Raw genomic sequence first — 18,370 nt, 5'->3', positions numbered from 1 at the left:
GACCTGCGCCCCGGTCACGCACCACGAAACGCCCTCGCTCGCAGGGCTTTCGGCGCCGCTGTGATCGTCGGCGCAGCAGTGCGGCGCGGTGGCCGGTCGTGGCCGTGCTCACAGGCGGCCCTACCTGGTCAAAGGGGGCGGCGGGCGCTGATAGGCTGACGGGCGAGTGAGACATCCTTTAACGGACCGTCCGGTGAGGCGGGGAAGGAGGTCGGCATGGCTGTGCCCGAACGGGCGGCCAAAACCGGCGCGGGCGAAACATCGCAGCGGCACACCCCGGAATGGGTGGCGGCTGGGCGGGAGCTGTTGTCGCCGTCGGATGTGCAACGCACCGTAGCGCGCATCGCGCACCAGATCATCGAGAAGACCGCCCTGGATTCCGGCGACGCCGACGCACCGCGGGTGGTTCTCATGGGAATCCCCACGCGCGGCACCACCCTGGCCAACCGGCTGGCGGACAAGATCGAGGAGTTCTCCGGCGTCCGGCCGGCGCTCGGCTCCCTCGACATCACCCTCTACCGCGACGACCTGCGCAGCCGTCCGCACCGTCCGCTGGAACGCACCTCGGTGCCCGACGGCGGCATCGAGAACGCCCTCGTCGTCCTCGTCGACGACGTGCTGTTCTCCGGGCGCACCGTCCGCAGCGCCCTCGACGGCCTGCGCGACCTCGGCCGCCCCCGCGCCGTGCAGCTGGCGGTCCTCATCGACCGAGGCCACCGCGAACTGCCGATCCGCGCCGACTACGTGGGCAAGAACGTGCCGACCTCGCGCGCCGAGGACATCTCGGTCCTGCTCACCGAACACGACGGCCACGACGGCGTCTACCTGCATCAGGAGGCGAAATGAAGCACCTGCTGACCGTCGCCGACCTGGATCGCGCCGCCGCCACCGAACTGCTCGACGAAGCCGAACGCTTCGAACAGGCCCTGCTCGGGCGCGAAGTGAAGAAGCTGCCGACCCTGCGCGGGCGCACCGTGATGACGGTGTTCTACGAGAACTCCACCCGCACCCGCGTCTCCTTCGAGGTCGCCGGTAAGTGGATGAGCGCCGACGTGATCAATGTGAGCGCGTCGAGTTCGTCGGTCTCCAAGGGTGAATCGCTGCGCGACACCGCGCTCACCCTGCACGCGGCGGGCGCCGACGCGCTGATCGTGCGCCACCCCGCCTCGGGCGCGGCGCACCAGATCGCGCGCTGGATGGAACAGTGGGCCCGCGAGGAGAACCGGCAGGCCCCGTCGATCATCAACGCGGGCGACGGCACCCACCAGCACCCCACCCAGGCGCTGCTCGACGCGCTGACCCTGCGTCAGCGCCTCGGCGACATCGAGGGCAAGCGGGTGGTGCTGGTCGGCGACATCCTGCACAGCCGGGTCGCCCGGTCCAACGTCGTACTGCTCGACACTCTCGGCGCCGAAGTGGTGCTGGTCGCGCCGCGCACGCTGCTGCCGGTCGGGGTCGACGCCTGGCCCTGCCGGGTCGCGACCTCCCTCGATGCCGAACTGCCCGGCGCCGACGCGGTGATGATGCTGCGCGTGCAGGCGGAGCGGATGAACGGCGGGTTCTTCCCGTCGGCCCGCGAATACTCGATCAACTACGGATTGTCCGAGCGCAGGCTCGCGCTGCTCGACGACGACGCGGTGGTGCTGCACCCCGGTCCGATGCTGCGCGGCATGGAAATCGCCTCGGCCGTCGCGGACTCACCGAAAGCCGCTGTGCTGCAGCAGGTCTCCAACGGTGTGCACATGCGGATGGCCGTGCTGTTCCGGCTGCTCGTCGGTCAGGAGGAAACGGTATGACTGAGCTGCTCATCAAGAACGTCAAGCTTTACGGTGAGGGCGAGCCGGTCGACGTGCTGGTGCGCGGCACCGTCATCGCCGAGATCGGTTCCGGTCTCACGGCCGCCGACGACGCCGAGATCATCGAGGGCAACGGCCAGATCCTGCTGCCCGGCTTCGTCGACCTGCACACCCACCTGCGCGAACCCGGCCGCGAAGACACCGAGACCATCGAAACCGGTTCCGCCGCGGCCGCTCTCGGCGGGTACACCGCCGTGTTCGCCATGGCCAACACCAGCCCGGTCGCCGATTCGCACGTCATCACCGATCACGTGTGGCGGCGCGGCCAGGAGGTCGGCCTGGTCGACGTGTTCCCCGTCGGCGCGGTGACGGTCGGCCTGGAAGGCAAGCAGCTCGCGGAGATGGGCACCATGGCCGCCGGTGTCGGCCAGGTCCGGATGTTCTCCGACGACGGGCACTGCGTCTACGACCCGCTCATCATGCGGCGCGCGCTCGAGTACGCGAATTCGCTCGGAGTCCTGATCGCCCAGCACGCCGAGGAACCGCGCCTGACCAAGGGCGCCGTCGCGCACGAGGGTCCGAACGCCGCCCGGCTCGGTCTGGCCGGCTGGCCGCGGGCCGCCGAGGAGTCGATCGTCGCGCGTGACGCCCTGCTCGCCCGCGACGCCGGTGCCCGCGTGCACATCTGCCACGCCTCCACCGCGGGCACCGTCGAGCTGGTGAAATGGGCCAAGTCCCAGGGGATTTCGATCACCGCCGAGGTCACCCCGCACCACCTGCTGCTCGACGACTCGCGCCTCGAGACCTACGACGCGGTCAACAAGGTGAACCCGCCGCTGCGCGAGGCCTCCGACGCCGCCGCGCTGCGGCAGGCCCTGGCCGACGGGATCATCGACTGTGTCGCCACCGACCACGCCCCGCACGCCGAACAGGACAAGTGCTGCGAGTTCGCGGTGGCGCGCCCCGGCATGCTCGGCCTCGAGACGGCCCTGTCGATCATCGTGCAGACGATGGTGCAGCCGGGTCTGCTCGACTGGCGCGGTGTCGCGAAGGTGATGAGCGAGAAGCCCGCCGCGATCGTCGGACTCGACGACCACGGCCGCCCGATCGCCGTCGGCGAACCCGCCAACCTCACACTCATCGACCCCGACGCCGAGTGGACGGTGCGCGGCGCCGAACTGGCGAGCATCTCGAACAACACGCCGTTCGAGGACATGACGTTCCCGGCCGAGGTCACAGCCACCGTGCTGCGCGGCCGGGTAACTGCCCGCGAGGGCAAGGCGGTCGGGATCTAGGGAGGCCAGGACGTGGAGAGAACGCTGTGGGTAGTCGGGCTGCTGGCGGTATTCGTACTGTGCCTGTGGCTGATGTACCGGGCCTGGCAGAAGAAAGCCGCGAGCCAGCAGTCGCGGATCGGTGACCTGCCGACCGTGCCCGCCGAACTGGGTGCGCAACTGCTGGAGCCGACCACCGGTCTGTACCTGGGCAGCACCTTCGCACCCAGCTGGCAGAACCGGATCGCGGTCGGTGACCTGGGGTTCCGCGCGACCGCCGAACTGACGCGGTTCGAACGCGGGATCCTGCTCGAACGTGACGGGGCGACGCCGATCTGGATTCCGCAGGAATCCGTGACGGCCGTGCGCACCGAGCGCGGACACGCGGGCAAAGTGATGACGGACAATGGTGTGCTGGTAATTCGCTGGACACTGCCGACCGGAACCGAGATCGATACCGGATTCCGGGGCGACGACAAGACGGTGTACCCGGCATGGACCGCGGATGCGACCAGGGTGACGACGGGAGACGAGACGAATGACGAAAGTTAAGGCAGCCCTTGTGCTGGAGGACGGCCGCGTATTTCGCGGTACGGCCTTCGGCGCCGAGGGGCAGACCCTGGGTGAAGCGGTGTTCTGCACCGCGATGACCGGGTACCAGGAGACCCTCACCGATCCCAGCTACGACCGCCAGATCGTGGTGGCCACCGCCCCGCAGATCGGCAACACGGGCTGGAACGACGAGGACGACGAGTCCGGCAAGATCTGGGTCGCCGGCTATGCCGTGCGCGACCCCTCGACGATCTCGTCGAACTGGCGCGCCACCGGCACGCTGCAGGATCAGCTCGACAAGCAGAACGTGGTCGGCATCGCCGGCATCGACACCCGCGCGGTCGTGCGCCACCTGCGCACCCGCGGGTCGATGAAGGCGGGCATCTTCTCCGGTGCCGCCCTCGCCGGTGACGAGGAACTGCTCGCCCGCGTGAACGGTCAGCCGTCCATGCTCGGCGCGGATCTGGCCGAAGAGGTCAGCACCGACGGCATGTACACCATCGAGCCGGTGGGCGACCACCGCTTCACCGTCGTCGCGGTCGACCTCGGCATCAAGACCAACACCCCGCGCATGTTCGCCGAACGCGGTGTGCGCACCCATGTGGTGCCGTCGAACACCTCCCTCGACGACATCCTGGCGCTGAACCCCAACGGTGTGTTCCTCTCCAACGGCCCCGGCGACCCGGCCACCCAGACCGGCGCGATCGCGCTCACCCAGGGAGTGCTCGAGCGCGGGATCCCGCTGTTCGGCATCTGCTTCGGCAACCAGATCCTGGGCCGGGCACTGGGCCGCGAGACCTACAAGATGAAGTTCGGCCACCGGGGCATCAACATCCCGGTCGTCGAAGCGGGCACCGGCCGCATCTCCATCACCGCGCAGAACCACGGCTTCGCCCTGGAGGGCGAGAAGGGCGAGCAGTTCGACACGCCCTTCGGCAAGGCCGAGGTCTCCCACGTCTGCGCCAACGACGGCACCGTCGAGGGTGTGCGACTGATCGACGGTCGCGCCTTCTCGGTGCAGTACCACCCCGAGGCCGCCGCAGGCCCGCACGACGCCGCATATCTGTTCGACCGTTTCGCCGGTCTCATGGAAGGAGCCTGATGCCTCGCCGCGAGGATCTGAAGCACATCCTGGTGATCGGCTCTGGCCCGATCGTGATCGGCCAGGCGTGCGAATTCGACTACTCCGGTACCCAGGCGTGCCGGGTGCTGCGGTCCGAGGGACTGCGCGTGTCGCTGGTGAACTCCAACCCGGCGACCATCATGACCGACCCCGAGTTCGCCGACTCCACCTACGTGGAGCCGATCACCCCGGAATTCGTCGAGAAGGTCATCGAGAAGGAACGCCCCGACGCGATCCTGGCCACCCTCGGCGGGCAGACCGCGCTCAACACCGCGGTCGCGCTGCACGAGAACGGGGTCCTGGCCAAGTACAACGTCGAGCTGATCGGCGCCGACTTCGACGCCATCCAGCGCGGCGAGGACCGGCAGAAGTTCAAGGACATCGTCGCCAAGGTCGGCGGTGAGAGTGCCCGCAGCGCCGTCTGTTACACGATGGACGAGGTGCGCGCCACCGTCGCCGAACTCGGCTACCCGGTGGTCGTTCGCCCCTCCTTCACCATGGGTGGCCTCGGCTCGGGCATGGCCTACAACGAGGAAGACCTCGACCGCATCGCCGGTGGCGGCCTGTCGGCCTCGCCCACCGCGAACGTCCTGATCGAGGAGTCCATCCTCGGCTGGAAGGAATTCGAGCTCGAGCTCATGCGCGACGGCCGCGACAACGTGGTCATCGTCTGCTCGATCGAGAACGTCGACCCGATGGGCGTGCACACCGGCGACTCGATGACCGTCGCCCCCGCGATGACGCTCACCGACCGCGAGTACCAGAAGATGCGCGATCTGGGCATCGCCATCCTGCGTGAGGTCGGCGTCGACACCGGCGGCTGCAACATCCAGTTCGCGGTCGACCCGAAGGACGGTCGCCTGATCGTCATCGAGATGAACCCGCGCGTCTCGCGCTCCTCGGCGCTGGCGTCGAAGGCCACCGGCTTCCCGATCGCCAAGATCGCCGCCAAGCTGGCCATCGGTTACACCCTCGACGAGATCGTCAACGACATCACCGGCGAGACCCCGGCCTGCTTCGAGCCGACCCTGGACTACGTCGTCGTGAAGGCGCCGCGGTTCGCGTTCGAGAAGTTCCCCGGCGCCGACGCCACGCTGACCACCACCATGAAGTCGGTGGGCGAGGCGATGTCGATGGGCCGCAACTTCTCCGAGGCGCTCGGCAAGGTGCTGCGCTCGCTCGAGACCAAGGCGGCCAGCTTCTGGACCGCCGAGGACGGGCAGTGGGCGCCCAAGGATCCCAGCGATCCGGCTTCGGTGCGTGAGGCCATCGACGCCATCCTCGCCGACCTGCGCGTGCCTACCGAAGGCCGCATCTACCAGGTGGAACGGGCCTTGCGCTACGGCGCCTCGATCGAGGAAGTCGCCGCCGCCTCCGGTGTGGACCCGTGGTTCATCGCCGAGGTCGCCGCCCTGGTCGAGCTGCGCCAGGAGGTGCTCGACGCGCCCGTTCTCGACGAGGACCTGCTGCGTCAGGCCAAGCACTACGGTCTGTCGGACCGCCAGCTCGCCGCCCTGCGGCCCGAGCTCGCCGGTGAGGCGGGCGTGCGCTCGCTGCGTCACCGCCTCGGTGTGCGTCCGGTGTACAAGACCGTCGACACCTGCGCCGCCGAGTTCGAGGCCAAGACCCCGTACCACTACAGCTCCTACGAGCTGGATCCCGGCGCGGAGTCCGAGGTCGCGCCCCAGCGTGAGCGCGACAAGGTCATCATCCTCGGCTCGGGCCCCAACCGCATCGGTCAGGGCATCGAGTTCGACTACTCCTGTGTCCATGCGGCGCAGACACTCTCGGCCGCCGGGTACGAGACGGTGATGGTCAACTGCAACCCCGAGACCGTCTCCACCGACTACGACACCGCCGACCGCCTCTACTTCGAGCCGCTGACCTTCGAAGACGTGCTCGAGGTGTACCACGCGGAGTCGGAGTCGGGCACCGTCGCCGGTGTCATCGTGCAGCTCGGCGGCCAGACCCCCCTCGGTCTGGCGCAGCGGCTCACCGACGCCGGTGTCCCGGTGGTCGGCACGTCCGCGGCCGCGATCGACCTGGCCGAGGACCGCGGCGAGTTCGGTGACGTGCTCGTCGCGGCCGGCCTGCCCGCCCCCAAGTACGGCACCGCCACCACGGTCGAGCAGGCCAAGAAGATCGCCGCCGAGATCGGCTACCCGGTGCTGGTCCGCCCGTCCTACGTGCTCGGCGGGCGCGGCATGGAGATCGTCTACGACGAGAAGTCGCTCGAGGGCTACATCTCCCGCGCCACCGAACTCAACCCGGACCACCCGGTGCTCGTCGACCGGTTCCTGGAAGACGCCATCGAGATCGACGTCGACGCCCTGTGCGACGGCGAGGAGGTCTACCTCGGCGGCGTGATGGAACACATCGAGGAAGCGGGCATCCACTCCGGTGACTCGGCCTGCGCGCTGCCCCCGATCACCTTGGGCCGCAGCGACATCGAGGCCGTGCGCCGCTCCACCATCGCGCTGGCCAAGGGCATCGGCGTGAAGGGCCTGCTCAATGTGCAGTACGCCCTCAAGGACGACGTGCTCTACGTCCTCGAGGCCAACCCGCGCGCCAGCCGGACGGTCCCGTTCGTGTCCAAGGCCACCGCGGTGCCGCTGGCCAAGGCGTGCGCCCGGGTGATGCTCGGCGCCACCATCGCCGAGCTGCGCAAGGAAGGCATGCTGCCGCCCGAGGGCGACGGTGGCCACGTGCCGCTCGACGCGCCGGTCGCGGTGAAGGAAGCCGTGCTGCCCTTCCACCGGTTCCGTCGCGCCGACGGCTCCGGCGTGGACTCGCTGCTCTCCCCGGAGATGAAGTCCACCGGCGAGGTGATGGGCATCGACGCCGACTTCGGCACCGCCTTCGCCAAGAGCCAGGCCGCCGCCTACGGCTCGCTGCCCACCGAGGGCACGGTGTTCGTGTCGGTCGCCAACCGCGACAAGCGCGCCATGGTGTTCCCGATCAAGCGCCTGCACGACTTCGGCTTCCGTATCCTCGCCACGGCGGGCACCGCGGAAACCCTGCGCCGCAACGGCATTCCGTGCGAACAGGTCCGCAAGCACTCCGACCCGGCGACCACCGATCCGGCTACCGGCATGCCGGAGGCCTCCATCGTGGAGCAGATCCGCGACGGCGAGATCGACATCGTGTTCAACACCCCCTACGGCAACTCGGGCCCCCGCGTGGACGGCTACGAGATCCGCACCGCCGCGGTGGGCGCGAACATCCCGTGCATCACCACCGTGCAGGGCGCGGCGGCCGCGGTGCAGGGCATCGAGGCGGGCATCAACGGTGGTCTCGGGGTGCGTTCGCTGCAGGAACTGCACTCGAAACTGCGTGGCTGACATGACATTCGGTCACCGGTTGCAGCACGCCATGCGGCAGTTCGGTCCGGTGTGCGTCGGCATCGACCCCCACCCCGCCCTGCTACGGGCGTGGGGGCTCACCGAAGACGTCGACGGGCTCGAGGCGTTCGCCGAGATCTGTGTCGAGGCCTTCGACGGTCGCGTCGCCCTGGTGAAGCCGCAGGTCGCGTTCTTCGAGACCTACGGCTCCGGCGGCATCGCGGTCCTGGAACGCACCATCTCGGTGCTGCGTGCCTCGGGCACCCTGGTGCTCGCCGACGCCAAGCGCGGCGACATCGGCTCCACCATGGACGCCTACGCGCACGCCTGGCTCGGTGACGGGCCGCTCGGTTCCGACGCCGTGACGGTCTCGCCGTACCTCGGTTTCGGATCACTCGACCCGGCACTGAGCCTGGCCGAGGCCAACAGTCGTGGCGTGTTCGTCCTGGCGGCGACCTCCAATCCCGAAGGGGCGCAGCTGCAGCGGATCACCGCGGCCGACGGGCGAACGATCGCGCAGACGATGGTCGACGAGGCCGCCGCACGCAACACGGGCGACGGATTCGGCTCCGTCGGGGTGGTCGTCGGCGCCACGCTCACCGAGGCGCCCGACCTGTCGAAGCTCAACGGGCCCATCCTCATGCCGGGAGTGGGCGCCCAGGGCGGGGGAGCGGACTCGATCCGCGCGCTCGTCCCCGAGGCGAACCTGTCGGCGGTGGTCCCGAATGTGTCGCGTGAGGTGCTCAACGCGGGCCCGTCGGTGACGGCGCTGTGCGACAAGACCGCTCAGCTGCAGGAGGAGTTCGCCTTCCTGCAGGCCTGATATCTGCTGTGACGGAGCCGGAGTGGCGTGCGAGCCGCTCCGGCTCCGTTGTCGTACCCCCGTAAGGGTGCCGAAATGGCCTCTGGCGCAATTGTTTTCGAGTTCCCGACGGTCCGGGTGGATCGACGCGTTCAGGCGGCGACGAGGGCGTTCCTGGCCCGCCACCAACCGAGCGCGCCGACCCCGACCGGGACGAGCAAGGTGACGAACCCCGACAGCGGTTGGTAGATCAGCCCGCACGCCGTCACCAGCGCCAGCGTGCCGAGCACCGGCGCGGGCACGAACCCACGCGCCCGTTCCAGGTCGATCATGGCCAAACCGAGGCCGACGCCGACCACGCCGAACAGGGTGAACCAGAACGACAGCTCCGTGTCCTGATCGCCCGCCGCCAGCAGTGCGATGCCCATGACCGTGTGCACGCTCGCGATGAAGATCAACGACGCCCCGGCGAGCGGAAAACGAGTTTTTGAATTCATATTCATAAACTGTGCCACTAGGCTGACGCGGTGGCAAGACCCCGTCTCTTCACCGACGATCAGGTGCTCGACGCCGCCCGTGACCTGCTCGCCGACCCGGCGGTCGCCCGGCCGTCGATCGCCGCCATCGGCAAGGCCGCGAGCGTGCACTCCGGCTCCATCTACGTGCGGTTCGCCTCACGTGACGAACTCCTCGCCCGGTTGTGGCTGCGTTCGATCCGGCGCTTCCACGAGGGTTTCGTCGCCGCGCTGCGCGGGCCGCAGCCGCTGCTGTCGGCGGCCGTCTTCCTGCCTCGCTACTGCCGTGAGCACCCCACCGAGGCCAGGGCGATGAAGATGTTCCATCGGGAAGAATTGCTCGATGTGGGGCCCGAGGAGCTGCGGACCGCGATCGCGGGCGTCAACGACGAGATGCAGGCCGCGCTGCTGGCCGCCGTGTCGACCGAATTCGGGGTGGTCGACGACGAGTCCCGGGCGATCGCCGAGGCGGCGGTGAAGGCGATTCCGTACGGATTGGTTCGCGATTACATCGCCCGAGCCGCCCCGATTCCGGGCTGGATCGACGACGTGACCGCGACCGCCGCGGGGGCCGTACTGGACCGGTTTCGCGCCCGCAAGTGACGACACGCGGTACGAACACGTGCGACACGCGCATAAATTCGGGAAAGTCGCTGGTCGCGCCGCACCGGGTTTGCCGGACCGGCCGACCGTGCTCACGTTACCCGGTGGCTAACATCGCCCAAAACGGTATAACCGCAGGTCCAGGCGTGTTTCCGAAATTCGGCGGTACGATCGGATGGCGGGAATCCGACCTCGCCGCATCATGCCCGCGCGCGCCATACGGCATCCGTAATCCGCCCCTGACCTGGGGGTCGGGTTCGCAATCGGCGGGCACCGTGGGTACGGTCGCACAGACCGTCCGGGTAACCGGCGGTAGATCTAGCAATGAACGATGAGACGGAGGAACCCGTGGCCCTTCCCCAGCTGACTGACGAGCAGCGCGCCGCTGCTCTGGAGAAGGCGGCTGCCGCTCGCCGCGCTCGGGCAGAGCTCAAGGAGCGCCTGAAGCGAGGCGGCACCAACCTGAAGCAGGTCCTCACCGACGCCGAATCCGACGAGATCCTCGGCAAGATGAAGGTGTCGGCGCTGCTCGAGGCTCTGCCGAAGGTGGGCAAGGTCAAGGCCGCCGAGATCATGACCGAGCTGGAGATCGCCCCCACCCGGCGTCTCCGTGGCCTGGGCGACCGTCAGCGCAAGGCGCTGCTGGCTCGCTTCGACTTCGACTCCTGATCCAGGTGGTCGAACAACACACGCGGAAGGGCCGACTGGTTGTACTGGTCGGCCCCTCGGCCGTCGGCAAGTCGACGGTCGTGCGGTGCGTGCGGGAACGTTTGCCCGAGCTGGTTTTCAGCGTCTCGGCCACCACCAGGGCCCCGCGCCCCGGCGAGGTCGACGGACGCGACTACCGCTTCGTTTCCCGAGCCGATTTCGACGCCATGATCGAGGCGGACGAACTGCTCGAATGGGCGGACATCCATGGGGGGTTGCAGCGATCGGGCACCCCCGCGGCGCCGGTGCGTGAGGCACTGGACGCCGGACGATCGGTACTGCTCGAAGTCGACCTGGCCGGTGCGCGGTCGGTCCGGCAGGCGATGCCGGAAGCGCTGCTGGTGTTTCTCGCCCCGCCGAGCTGGGAAGAACTGGTCTCGCGGCTGCGTTCACGCGGTACCGAGACCCCCGAGGTGATCGAGCGCAGGCTCGAGACCGCCCGGGTCGAATTGGCCGCACGTGACGAGTTCGACACGGTCATTGTGAACGCCGAGGTGACGACCGCCTGCGAGCAGTTGGTATCCTTGTTCGTTAGCACAAATTCGAGTTCTTGACCCACTAAACCGCAGGAGCCTCCCCTAGTGAGCACGGACATCACCGCTGCACCCGCGTACGACACTCCCATCGGCCTGACCAACCCGCCGATCGACGAGCTGCTCGAGCGCACCTCGTCCAAGTACGCCCTCGTGATCTACGCGGCCAAGCGCGCCCGGCAGATCAACGACTACTACAACCAGCTCGGTGACGGCATCCTCGAGTACGTCGGCCCGCTCGTCGAGCCGGGTCTGCAGGAGAAGCCGCTGTCGGTCGCCATGCGCGAAATCCACTCCGACCTGCTCGAACACACCGAGGGCGAGTGACAATCCCCAGCCGGGAGGCGTAAAGACCATGCGGATCGTCGTCGGGGTCGGCGGGGGCATCGCCGCTTACAAGGCGTGTGCCCTCGTTCGCCGTTTCACCGAGACCGGGCACCAGGTGCGGGTCATCCCCACCGAGGCCGCGCTGCAGTTCGTCGGCAAGGCGACCTTCGAGGCGCTGTCCGGTCAGCCGGTGCACACGGACGTGTTCACCGACGTGCCCGAGGTGCCGCATGTACGGATCGGCCAGGAGGCCGATCTCGTCGTCATCGCCCCCGCTACCGCGGATCTGATGGCCCGCGCCGCCCAGGGGCGCGCCGACGATCTGCTCACCGCCACCTTGCTGACGGCCCGATGTCCGGTGTTGTTCGCGCCCGCGATGCACACCGAGATGTGGGAGCATCCGGCGACGGTGGCCAATGTCGCGACGCTGCGCGCGCACGGCGCCACCGTCATGGAACCCGCGTCGGGCCGGCTCACCGGTACCGACACGGGGCCGGGACGGCTGCCGGAACCGGAGGAGATCTTCGGTCTGGCCTCGCTGCTGCTCGAGCGCGCCGACGCACTGCCCCGCGACCTGACCGGTCGCCGCGTGGTGATCACCGCAGGTGGGACGAGGGAACCTCTCGACCCGGTGCGTTTCCTCGGTAACCGCAGCTCCGGTAAGCAGGGTTACGCCCTGGCCAGGGTCGCCGCCCAGCGTGGCGCCCAGGTGACGCTGATCGCGGGCAACACCATCGAGCTCGCCCCGCCCGCCGCGGTCGAGCTGGTCCACATCACCACCGCCGAACAGCTCAAGACGGCCGTCGACAAGCACGCCGTCGGCGCCGATGCGGTCGTCATGGCCGCCGCGGTCGCCGATTTCCGTCCGACCCACGTGGCGGCAGCGAAGATCAAGAAGGGCGCCGACGAACCCGACGTGATCCCGTTGACCAAGAACGCCGACATCCTCGCCGGTCTGGTCGACGCCCGCACCGAGGGCAGGCTCGACGGCACCGCGATCGTCGGTTTCGCCGCCGAGACCGGGGACGACAACGGTGACGTGCTCACCCACGCCCGCGCGAAACTGGCCCGCAAGGGCTGCGACCTGCTCGTGGTCAACGCGGTGGGTGAGGGCAAGGCGTTCGAGGTCGACACCAACGACGGGTGGCTGCTCGGGGCCGACGGCACCGAGGTGGCACTCGATCACGGTTCCAAGGCGCTGCTGGCGAGCAGGGTGCTCGACGCGCTCGTCCCGCTGCTGCGCTGACCGGGTAAAACCGCCGTTTCGTGCGCGAAAACCGTTGCGCCGCAACGATCTCGCGCAGTGTACCGCGCACGGGTGTGTTCGTGGTGTGGCTTGTCCTAACCCGCCACCTTGTCGGTGGTTTGGAATAGTCTGAAGAGAAGTAACCCGTTGAGGGAGAGGGAATAACTGTGCGTACGACAGGTAGTCGGCTATTCACCAGTGAGTCTGTGACCGAGGGCCATCCGGACAAGATCTGTGACGCGATCAGCGATTCCATCCTCGACGCATTGCTCGCCGAGGATCCGGGCAGCCGCGTCGCGGTGGAAACCCTGGTCACCACCGGCCAGGTCCATGTCGCGGGCGAGGTGACCACGTCGGCCTACGCCGATATCCCGCGGATCGTGCGCGAGAAGGTCCTCGAGATCGGATACGACTCCTCCGCAAAGGGTTTCGACGGCAACTCCTGCGGTGTCAACATCGCGATCGGCGCCCAGTCGCCCGATATCGCCCAGGGTGTCGACACCTCGCACGAGGCGCGCGTCGGCGGGTCCGACGACGAGATCGAACGCCAGGGCGCGGGCGATCAGGGCCTGATGTTCGGCTACGCCACCACCGACACCCCCGAGCTGATGCCGCTGCCGATCGCGCTCGCGCACCGGCTCTCGCGCAAGCTCACCGAGGTCCGCAAGTCCGGCGTGCTGCCCTACCTGCGTCCCGACGGCAAGACCCAGGTCACCATCGAATACGACGGTGACCGCCCGGTCCGCCTCGACACGGTCGTCATCTCCACCCAGCACGCCGCCGATATCGACCTGGACAACCTGCTGGCCCCCGATATCCGCGAGAAGGTCGTCGAGGCGGTCATCGCCGATCTGGAGATCCCGTCGCTCGACACCTCCGACATCCGCCTGCTGGTCAACCCGACCGGCAAGTTCGTGCTCGGTGGCCCGATGGGTGACGCCGGTCTGACCGGTCGCAAGATCATCGTCGACACCTACGGCGGCATGGCCCGCCACGGTGGTGGCGCGTTCTCCGGCAAGGACCCGTCGAAGGTCGACCGTTCGGCCGCCTACGCCATGCGCTGGGTCGCCAAGAACGTGGTGGCCGCCGGTCTGGCCGAGCGGGTCGAGGTGCAGGTCGCCTACGCCATCGGCAAGGCGGCGCCGGTCGGTCTGTTCGTCGAGACCTTCGGCACCGAGAAGGTCGACCCGACCCGCATCTCCACCGCCATCTCCGAGGTGTTCGACCTGCGTCCGGGCGCGATCATCCGCGATCTCGACCTGCTGCGCCCGATCTACGCGCCGACCGCGGCCTACGGTCACTTCGGCCGCACCGATGTCGACCTGCCCTGGGAGCACACGGACCGCGCCGACAAGCTGCGCGCGGCCGTCGGCCTGTAGTACCCACGGCCCGCGTGACCGCGGACGAACCATCGACAGCAGCGGGACACCCGATCGCCCGGGTGCTCCCGCTGCTGTCGCCCGCGCACCTGGACCGCGACTTCGACTACCTCGTCCCGCCCGAACTGGACGAGATCGCCCAGCCCGGCGTCCGCGTGCGCGTCCGCTTCGCCGGCCGCCTCGTCGACGGCTATCTCCTGCAACGCCTTTCGTCCACCGAGCACACCGGCAAAATGGTGAAGCTCGAGCGAGTGGTCTCCCCGGAACGCGTCCTCACCCCCGAAATCCTGCGCCTCGCCACCACCGTCGCCGCCCGCTACGCGGGCACCCGCGCCGACGTCCTGCGCCTGGCCATCCCACCCCGCCACGCCCGCACCGAAGCGAGCGGTTCGGCCACCACCCCGAAGAAGCCCGCCGCCCGCGTGGAAGAGACGCGCACTGAGGACGCGGACTCTTCTACTGCTGACACAGAGGCTTCCGCCGACATCGAAGCTGGTTCTGTGGTGGCTGGGGGCCCCGCTGGTGGGACCGCTTTCACCGGCGTAGAGGCAGGTTTCGGCGGCGGGACGGCTGGAGCTACGGCCGACGTGGCCGAATCCGATTCAGCCACAGCGGAATCGGCAGTGGATGTCGATGTGTCGGCCTGGGAGCGGTATCTGCACGGTGGGGCGTTCGTGGCGGCGTTGCGGCAGGGGAAGGGGCCGCGGGCGGCGTGGCAGGCGATGCCGGGGGAGGACTGGGCGGCTCGGTTGGCCGAGTTGGCGGCGACGGTGGTCGCGGCTGGGCGCGGGGTGGTGTTGATGGTGCCGGATCAGCGGGATCTGGATCGGCTGCTCGCGGAATGTGTTCGGCTGGTGGGGGATTCGGCTGTCGGGTTGTCCGCGGGGTTGGGCCCTGCGGCGCGGTACCGGCGGTGGTTGTCGGTGTTGCGGGGGCAGGCGCGGATCGTGGTCGGCACGCGAGCGGCGGTGTTCGCGCCGGTGCGTGACCTCGGGTTGATCGCCATCTGGGACGACGGTGACGACACCTACGCCGAACCGCGCGCACCGTATCCGCACGCCCGTGAGGTCGCGATGCTGCGCGCCCACGAGACCGGCGCCGCCTTCGTGGCCGCCGGTTTCGCACGCACCGCCGAGATCCAGGCGGTTGTCGAAACCGGTTGGGCCCACGACCTTCTCGCCGAGCGCGCGCCCCTGCGCGCAGTGATGCCACGCATCAGCGCCCCCGGCGACAGCGATTTCGCGCTGGAACGTGACGCGCTGGCCCGGGCCGTGCGTATCCCCGGCGTGGCCTTCACCGCCGCCCGTGCCGCGATCAAGGAGAACGCGGCGGTACTGGTTCAGGTGCCCCGACGGGGATATGTGCCGTCGCTGGCGTGTGCCAAATGCCGAACCCCCGCCCGGTGCCGACACTGCAACGGCCCCTTGGCATTACCGCATTCGAGCAATGGTGAAGCAGCCAGTCCGCACTGCAAATGGTGCGGCATCACGGAGGCCGCGTTCCGCTGCCAGGCGTGCGGGGCGCGCGCGCTGCGGGCGATGGTGATCGGCGCGGCCCGCACCGCGGAGGAGCTGGGCCGGGCCTTCCCCGGTGTGCCGATCCGGACATCCGGGGGCGGCGACATGCTCGACACGGTGGGGCCGGGCGCCCAGGTGGTGGTCGCTACCGTCGGCGCCGAACCCCTGGTCCGCGGCGGCTACGGCGTCGCCCTGCTCCTCGACGGCTGGGCCCTGCTGGGTCGCGCCGACCTGCGTGCCGCCGAGGACACCCTGCGCCGCTGGATGGGCGCCGCCGCCATGGTCCGCCCCCGAGGCCAGGTGATCGTGATGGCCGAACCGTCCCTGCCCACCGTGCAGGCCCTGGTCCGCTGGGACCCGGTCAACCACGCCGCCGCCGAACTCGAGGCCCGCGCCGAGGTGGGCTTCCCCCCGGCCGTCCGCATGGCCGCCGTCGACGGAACCACCGAGTCGATCGCCGAATTGCTCGAGGCCGCCCAACTACCCGACCAGGTGGAGATCCTCGGCCCCGTCCCCCTCCCACCCACGGCCCGCAAACCGTTCTCCGGCGCCGACGAACCCGCCGAAGTGGAACGCATGCTCCTGCGCGCCCCCCGCTCCGCCGGAACTCCCCTGTCGCGCGCGCTCACCGCCGCCCAGGGCGTCCGCAGCTCCCACCGCTCCGACGCCCCCCTCCGAGTCCAGATCGACCCGGTCGACATCGGCTGACCTCGCCCGGACCGATTCGAGCGCCATCCGCGTCGGCCTGGTGGATGTCGACTGATGCGGGCGGGCCGATTCCGGGCCCTTCCACGTCGGACCCGAGGACATCAACTGAATCAGACCCGCAGTCACCCCGTGGGGATCGCCCGACAATGGTTGGCCCTGCACTCGACAGCGATCTGTGCCGAGAAGTCGGGTGCATCGCCGGACTGGCGGAAGCGCAATGAGTCGACGCGTCGCCCTTGGGCGCCACGGGCGCGTGCCATCGCGGCGAGGGCCGAGGCGCTGATCGGGCCCGAACCCCGCGCGTGCCCGGTTTGAGCCGCGGCGGGTTCAGCGGAACATCGCGCTGTGGCGCCGCGCCCACTGTGCGTACGACGTGGCCGGGCGCCCGAGTACCCGCTCGATATCATTGCTGACCTGCTGCTCCTCGGGAATCGGTGTGCCGAGGATGGTCAGGGTGTGGTCGGCGACCGGTTCCGGCATGAAGTGCAGCATGTTCTGCTTCGCCTGGGCGGGTGTGAGTTCGACGAAGGTGATCGGTTCTTCGATCGCCTCGGCGAGGGCGATTGCCTGTTCGCGCGGAGTCACCACGGCGGGGCCGGTGAGGGTGTAGGCGTTTCCGGCGTGGCCGTCCTCGCGCAGAGCCGCGGCCGCGACGGCGGCGATATCGGCGGGGTCGACCGAGGGCAGGCCGACATCGCCGAAGGGAGCCGCGACCGTGCGGGCGGTGCGGACGGATTCGAGCCAGGCGAAGGTGTTGGAGTTGAACGCGCCCGGTCGCAGCGCGGTCCATTCGAGGTCGGAGGCCGCGAGAGCCCGCTCGAAGGCGATCGTTCGCGCGTACCCGGCGGACTCCGGCCGGGTGACCGCGCCCTGGGAGGACACGAAGACCACCCGGCGCACACCGGCCGCCGACGCCGTTTTCAGCACCTGTTCCGGCTCGGGTCCGCCCATCAGCTGCGCGCCCGTGATGAGCAGGAACAGCGCATCCGCGCCGGCGAGGGCAGGGGAGAGGCTGTCGAGGTCGCCCAGATCGGCGACGACGTGCTCGACGCCCGTGGGCAGGTCGACGGGCGAGGTTCCGCGCGAGACCGCACGAACCGGCTCTCCCGCCTGCTGCAGTACCTCGACCAGTTGACGCCCGATATTGCCGGTCGCACCGGTGACAACGATCATGCTCACTCCTGAGTTAGTTGGCTGACTAAAAAGAACATAGCAGCTGGATCTCCATCCTGTCTATAGTTAGTTGCATGACTGACTCACAAACGCGGGCGGCGCCGCGAGCAGGGAAGCGGGAACGTCTCGTCGAGGCGGCCGCGCGGGTCTTCTACGAGCAGGGCATCGAGAAGACGACCATCGCCGACATCGCCACCGCGGCCGACGTCCCGGTCGGCAACGTCTACTACTACTTCAAGACCAAGGATCAGTTCGTCCACGCCGTCATCGAGACCCATGCGAGCACGCTGGCCGAGGTGGTCGCGAAGCTCGCGCCGTTGCCCGGACCGGCCGAGCGGTTGAAGGCGATGGTCGACTCGTGGGTGGACCAGCGTGACCTCGCCGCCCGTTTCGGTTGCCCGACCGGCTCGCTCGCCGCCGAACTCGACAAGCGGCCCGACGGTTTCGGGGGTGAACCGGCGCGGCTCATGAGCCTCCTGATCGACTGGGCGCGCGATCAATTCACCGAACTCGGCAGGCCCGACGCGGCGGAACTCGCGGTGGCCTTCGTCGCGGCCTATCAAGGAATCTCCTTGATCACCAACACATTTCGCGATCCTGACCTGATGGCTACCGAGGGTGAACGGCTCAAGCGGTGGATCGATGAGGTCGCCGGTCGGGGCTGATCAGACCCGGGCGCGGACCGCTCGTTTCTGTCCGGTTCGTGGCCACCGAGGTCGGGGGCGGCGACGGCGCTGTGGTATGACCGGATGACCCTGCCCGATGACGTGCGG

General features: G+C 69.0%; 17 protein-coding genes. 15 read left to right on the top strand and 2 right to left on the bottom strand.

Going from position 1 to position 18,370, the window contains the following annotated elements; genetic code table 11:
* Window positions 1-216 precede the first annotated feature (216 nt).
* The 7 genes from pyrR to pyrF are packed head-to-tail and all read left to right on the top strand — an operon-like array spanning window position 217 to window position 8,909.
* Window positions 217-846 (top strand): bifunctional pyr operon transcriptional regulator/uracil phosphoribosyltransferase PyrR, encoded by a 630-nt coding sequence (gene pyrR, locus NCO8_RS02690; protein WP_067636070.1) that lies wholly within the window; start codon window positions 217-219, stop codon window positions 844-846.
* Window positions 843-1,796, top strand: a complete 954-nt coding sequence (locus tag NCO8_RS02685) for an aspartate carbamoyltransferase catalytic subunit (RefSeq protein WP_067636068.1) — start codon at window positions 843-845, stop codon at window positions 1,794-1,796. The genes pyrR and NCO8_RS02685 overlap by 4 nt, the downstream gene beginning before the upstream one ends.
* Window positions 1,793-3,091, top strand: coding sequence for a dihydroorotase (locus tag NCO8_RS02680; RefSeq protein WP_067636066.1), 1,299 nt, complete (start codon window positions 1,793-1,795; stop codon window positions 3,089-3,091). Before NCO8_RS02685 ends, NCO8_RS02680 begins: the two co-directional genes overlap by 4 nt.
* A gap of 12 nt (window positions 3,092-3,103) precedes the next feature.
* Complete coding sequence (locus tag NCO8_RS02675; RefSeq protein ID WP_067636064.1) at window positions 3,104-3,622, top strand: PH-like domain-containing protein; 519 nt, start codon at window positions 3,104-3,106, stop codon at window positions 3,620-3,622.
* Window positions 3,609-4,724 carry a glutamine-hydrolyzing carbamoyl-phosphate synthase small subunit gene (carA, locus tag NCO8_RS02670; protein ID WP_067493613.1) on the top strand — a complete coding sequence of 372 codons (1,116 nt, stop codon included), beginning with the start codon at window positions 3,609-3,611 and terminating at the stop codon, window positions 4,722-4,724. The genes NCO8_RS02675 and carA overlap by 14 nt, the downstream gene beginning before the upstream one ends.
* Entirely contained in the window at window positions 4,724-8,086 is a 3,363-nt protein-coding gene (gene carB / locus NCO8_RS02665) for a carbamoyl-phosphate synthase large subunit (protein WP_067636062.1), read from the top strand. The genes carA and carB overlap by 1 nt, the downstream gene beginning before the upstream one ends.
* A gap of 1 nt (window position 8,087) precedes the next feature.
* On the top strand, window positions 8,088-8,909 hold the full coding sequence (pyrF, locus tag NCO8_RS02660; protein ID WP_067636061.1) for an orotidine-5'-phosphate decarboxylase: 822 nt from the start codon (window positions 8,088-8,090) through the stop codon (window positions 8,907-8,909).
* Between the two features lie 131 nt (window positions 8,910-9,040).
* Here the strand turns inward: pyrF and NCO8_RS02655 are convergent, their stop codons facing one another.
* Window positions 9,041-9,385: a DUF6463 family protein gene (locus tag NCO8_RS02655; RefSeq protein WP_245655211.1), complete on the bottom strand. Its 345-nt coding sequence runs from the start codon at window positions 9,383-9,385 to the stop codon at window positions 9,041-9,043.
* A gap of 30 nt (window positions 9,386-9,415) precedes the next feature.
* Here NCO8_RS02655 and NCO8_RS02650 point away from each other — a divergent pair, with 30 nt between their 5' ends.
* From NCO8_RS02650 to NCO8_RS02620, 7 genes are all read left to right on the top strand, one after another.
* A complete protein-coding gene (locus NCO8_RS02650) occupies window positions 9,416-10,006 on the top strand; it encodes a TetR/AcrR family transcriptional regulator (RefSeq protein ID WP_067636059.1) in 591 nt (196 codons plus the stop codon).
* A gap of 348 nt (window positions 10,007-10,354) precedes the next feature.
* Window positions 10,355-10,675 carry an integration host factor, actinobacterial type gene (gene mihF / locus NCO8_RS02645; RefSeq protein ID WP_030203531.1) on the top strand — a complete coding sequence of 107 codons (321 nt, stop codon included), beginning with the start codon at window positions 10,355-10,357 and terminating at the stop codon, window positions 10,673-10,675.
* Window positions 10,676-10,680: 5 nt separating this feature from the next.
* The gene (gene gmk, locus NCO8_RS02640) at window positions 10,681-11,268 is read left to right on the top strand and encodes a guanylate kinase (protein WP_174550285.1); all 588 of its coding nucleotides are present in this window, start codon (window positions 10,681-10,683) and stop codon (window positions 11,266-11,268) included.
* Window positions 11,269-11,295: 27 nt separating this feature from the next.
* Window positions 11,296-11,574 (top strand): DNA-directed RNA polymerase subunit omega, encoded by a 279-nt coding sequence (gene rpoZ / locus NCO8_RS02635; RefSeq protein ID WP_067493623.1) that lies wholly within the window; start codon window positions 11,296-11,298, stop codon window positions 11,572-11,574.
* Between the two features lie 28 nt (window positions 11,575-11,602).
* Entirely contained in the window at window positions 11,603-12,820 is a 1,218-nt protein-coding gene (gene coaBC / locus NCO8_RS02630; RefSeq protein ID WP_067493625.1) for a bifunctional phosphopantothenoylcysteine decarboxylase/phosphopantothenate--cysteine ligase CoaBC, read from the top strand.
* Between the two features lie 167 nt (window positions 12,821-12,987).
* Window positions 12,988-14,199 (top strand): methionine adenosyltransferase, encoded by a 1,212-nt coding sequence (gene metK, locus NCO8_RS02625; protein WP_084456412.1) that lies wholly within the window; start codon window positions 12,988-12,990, stop codon window positions 14,197-14,199.
* Between the two features lie 14 nt (window positions 14,200-14,213).
* Window positions 14,214-16,424, top strand: coding sequence for a primosomal protein N' (locus NCO8_RS02620; RefSeq protein ID WP_245655210.1), 2,211 nt, complete (start codon window positions 14,214-14,216; stop codon window positions 16,422-16,424).
* A 327-nt stretch (window positions 16,425-16,751) separates the two neighbouring features.
* Here NCO8_RS02620 and NCO8_RS02615 read toward each other — a convergent pair whose 3' ends face one another.
* A complete protein-coding gene (locus tag NCO8_RS02615) occupies window positions 16,752-17,597 on the bottom strand; it encodes an SDR family oxidoreductase (protein ID WP_067636052.1) in 846 nt (281 codons plus the stop codon).
* Between the two features lie 74 nt (window positions 17,598-17,671).
* Between NCO8_RS02615 and NCO8_RS02610 the strand changes: the two genes are divergently transcribed.
* The gene (locus NCO8_RS02610) at window positions 17,672-18,262 is read left to right on the top strand and encodes a TetR/AcrR family transcriptional regulator (protein ID WP_067636050.1); all 591 of its coding nucleotides are present in this window, start codon (window positions 17,672-17,674) and stop codon (window positions 18,260-18,262) included.
* The last annotated feature ends 108 nt before the right edge of the window (window positions 18,263-18,370 follow it).

It is taken from the genome of Nocardia coubleae NBRC 108252, assembly GCF_001612805.1.
GTDB lineage: Bacteria > Actinomycetota > Actinomycetes > Mycobacteriales > Mycobacteriaceae > Nocardia > Nocardia coubleae.
The sequence above is the reverse complement of the archived record's forward strand: the minus strand, read 5'-3'. Positions and strand labels throughout refer to the sequence as shown.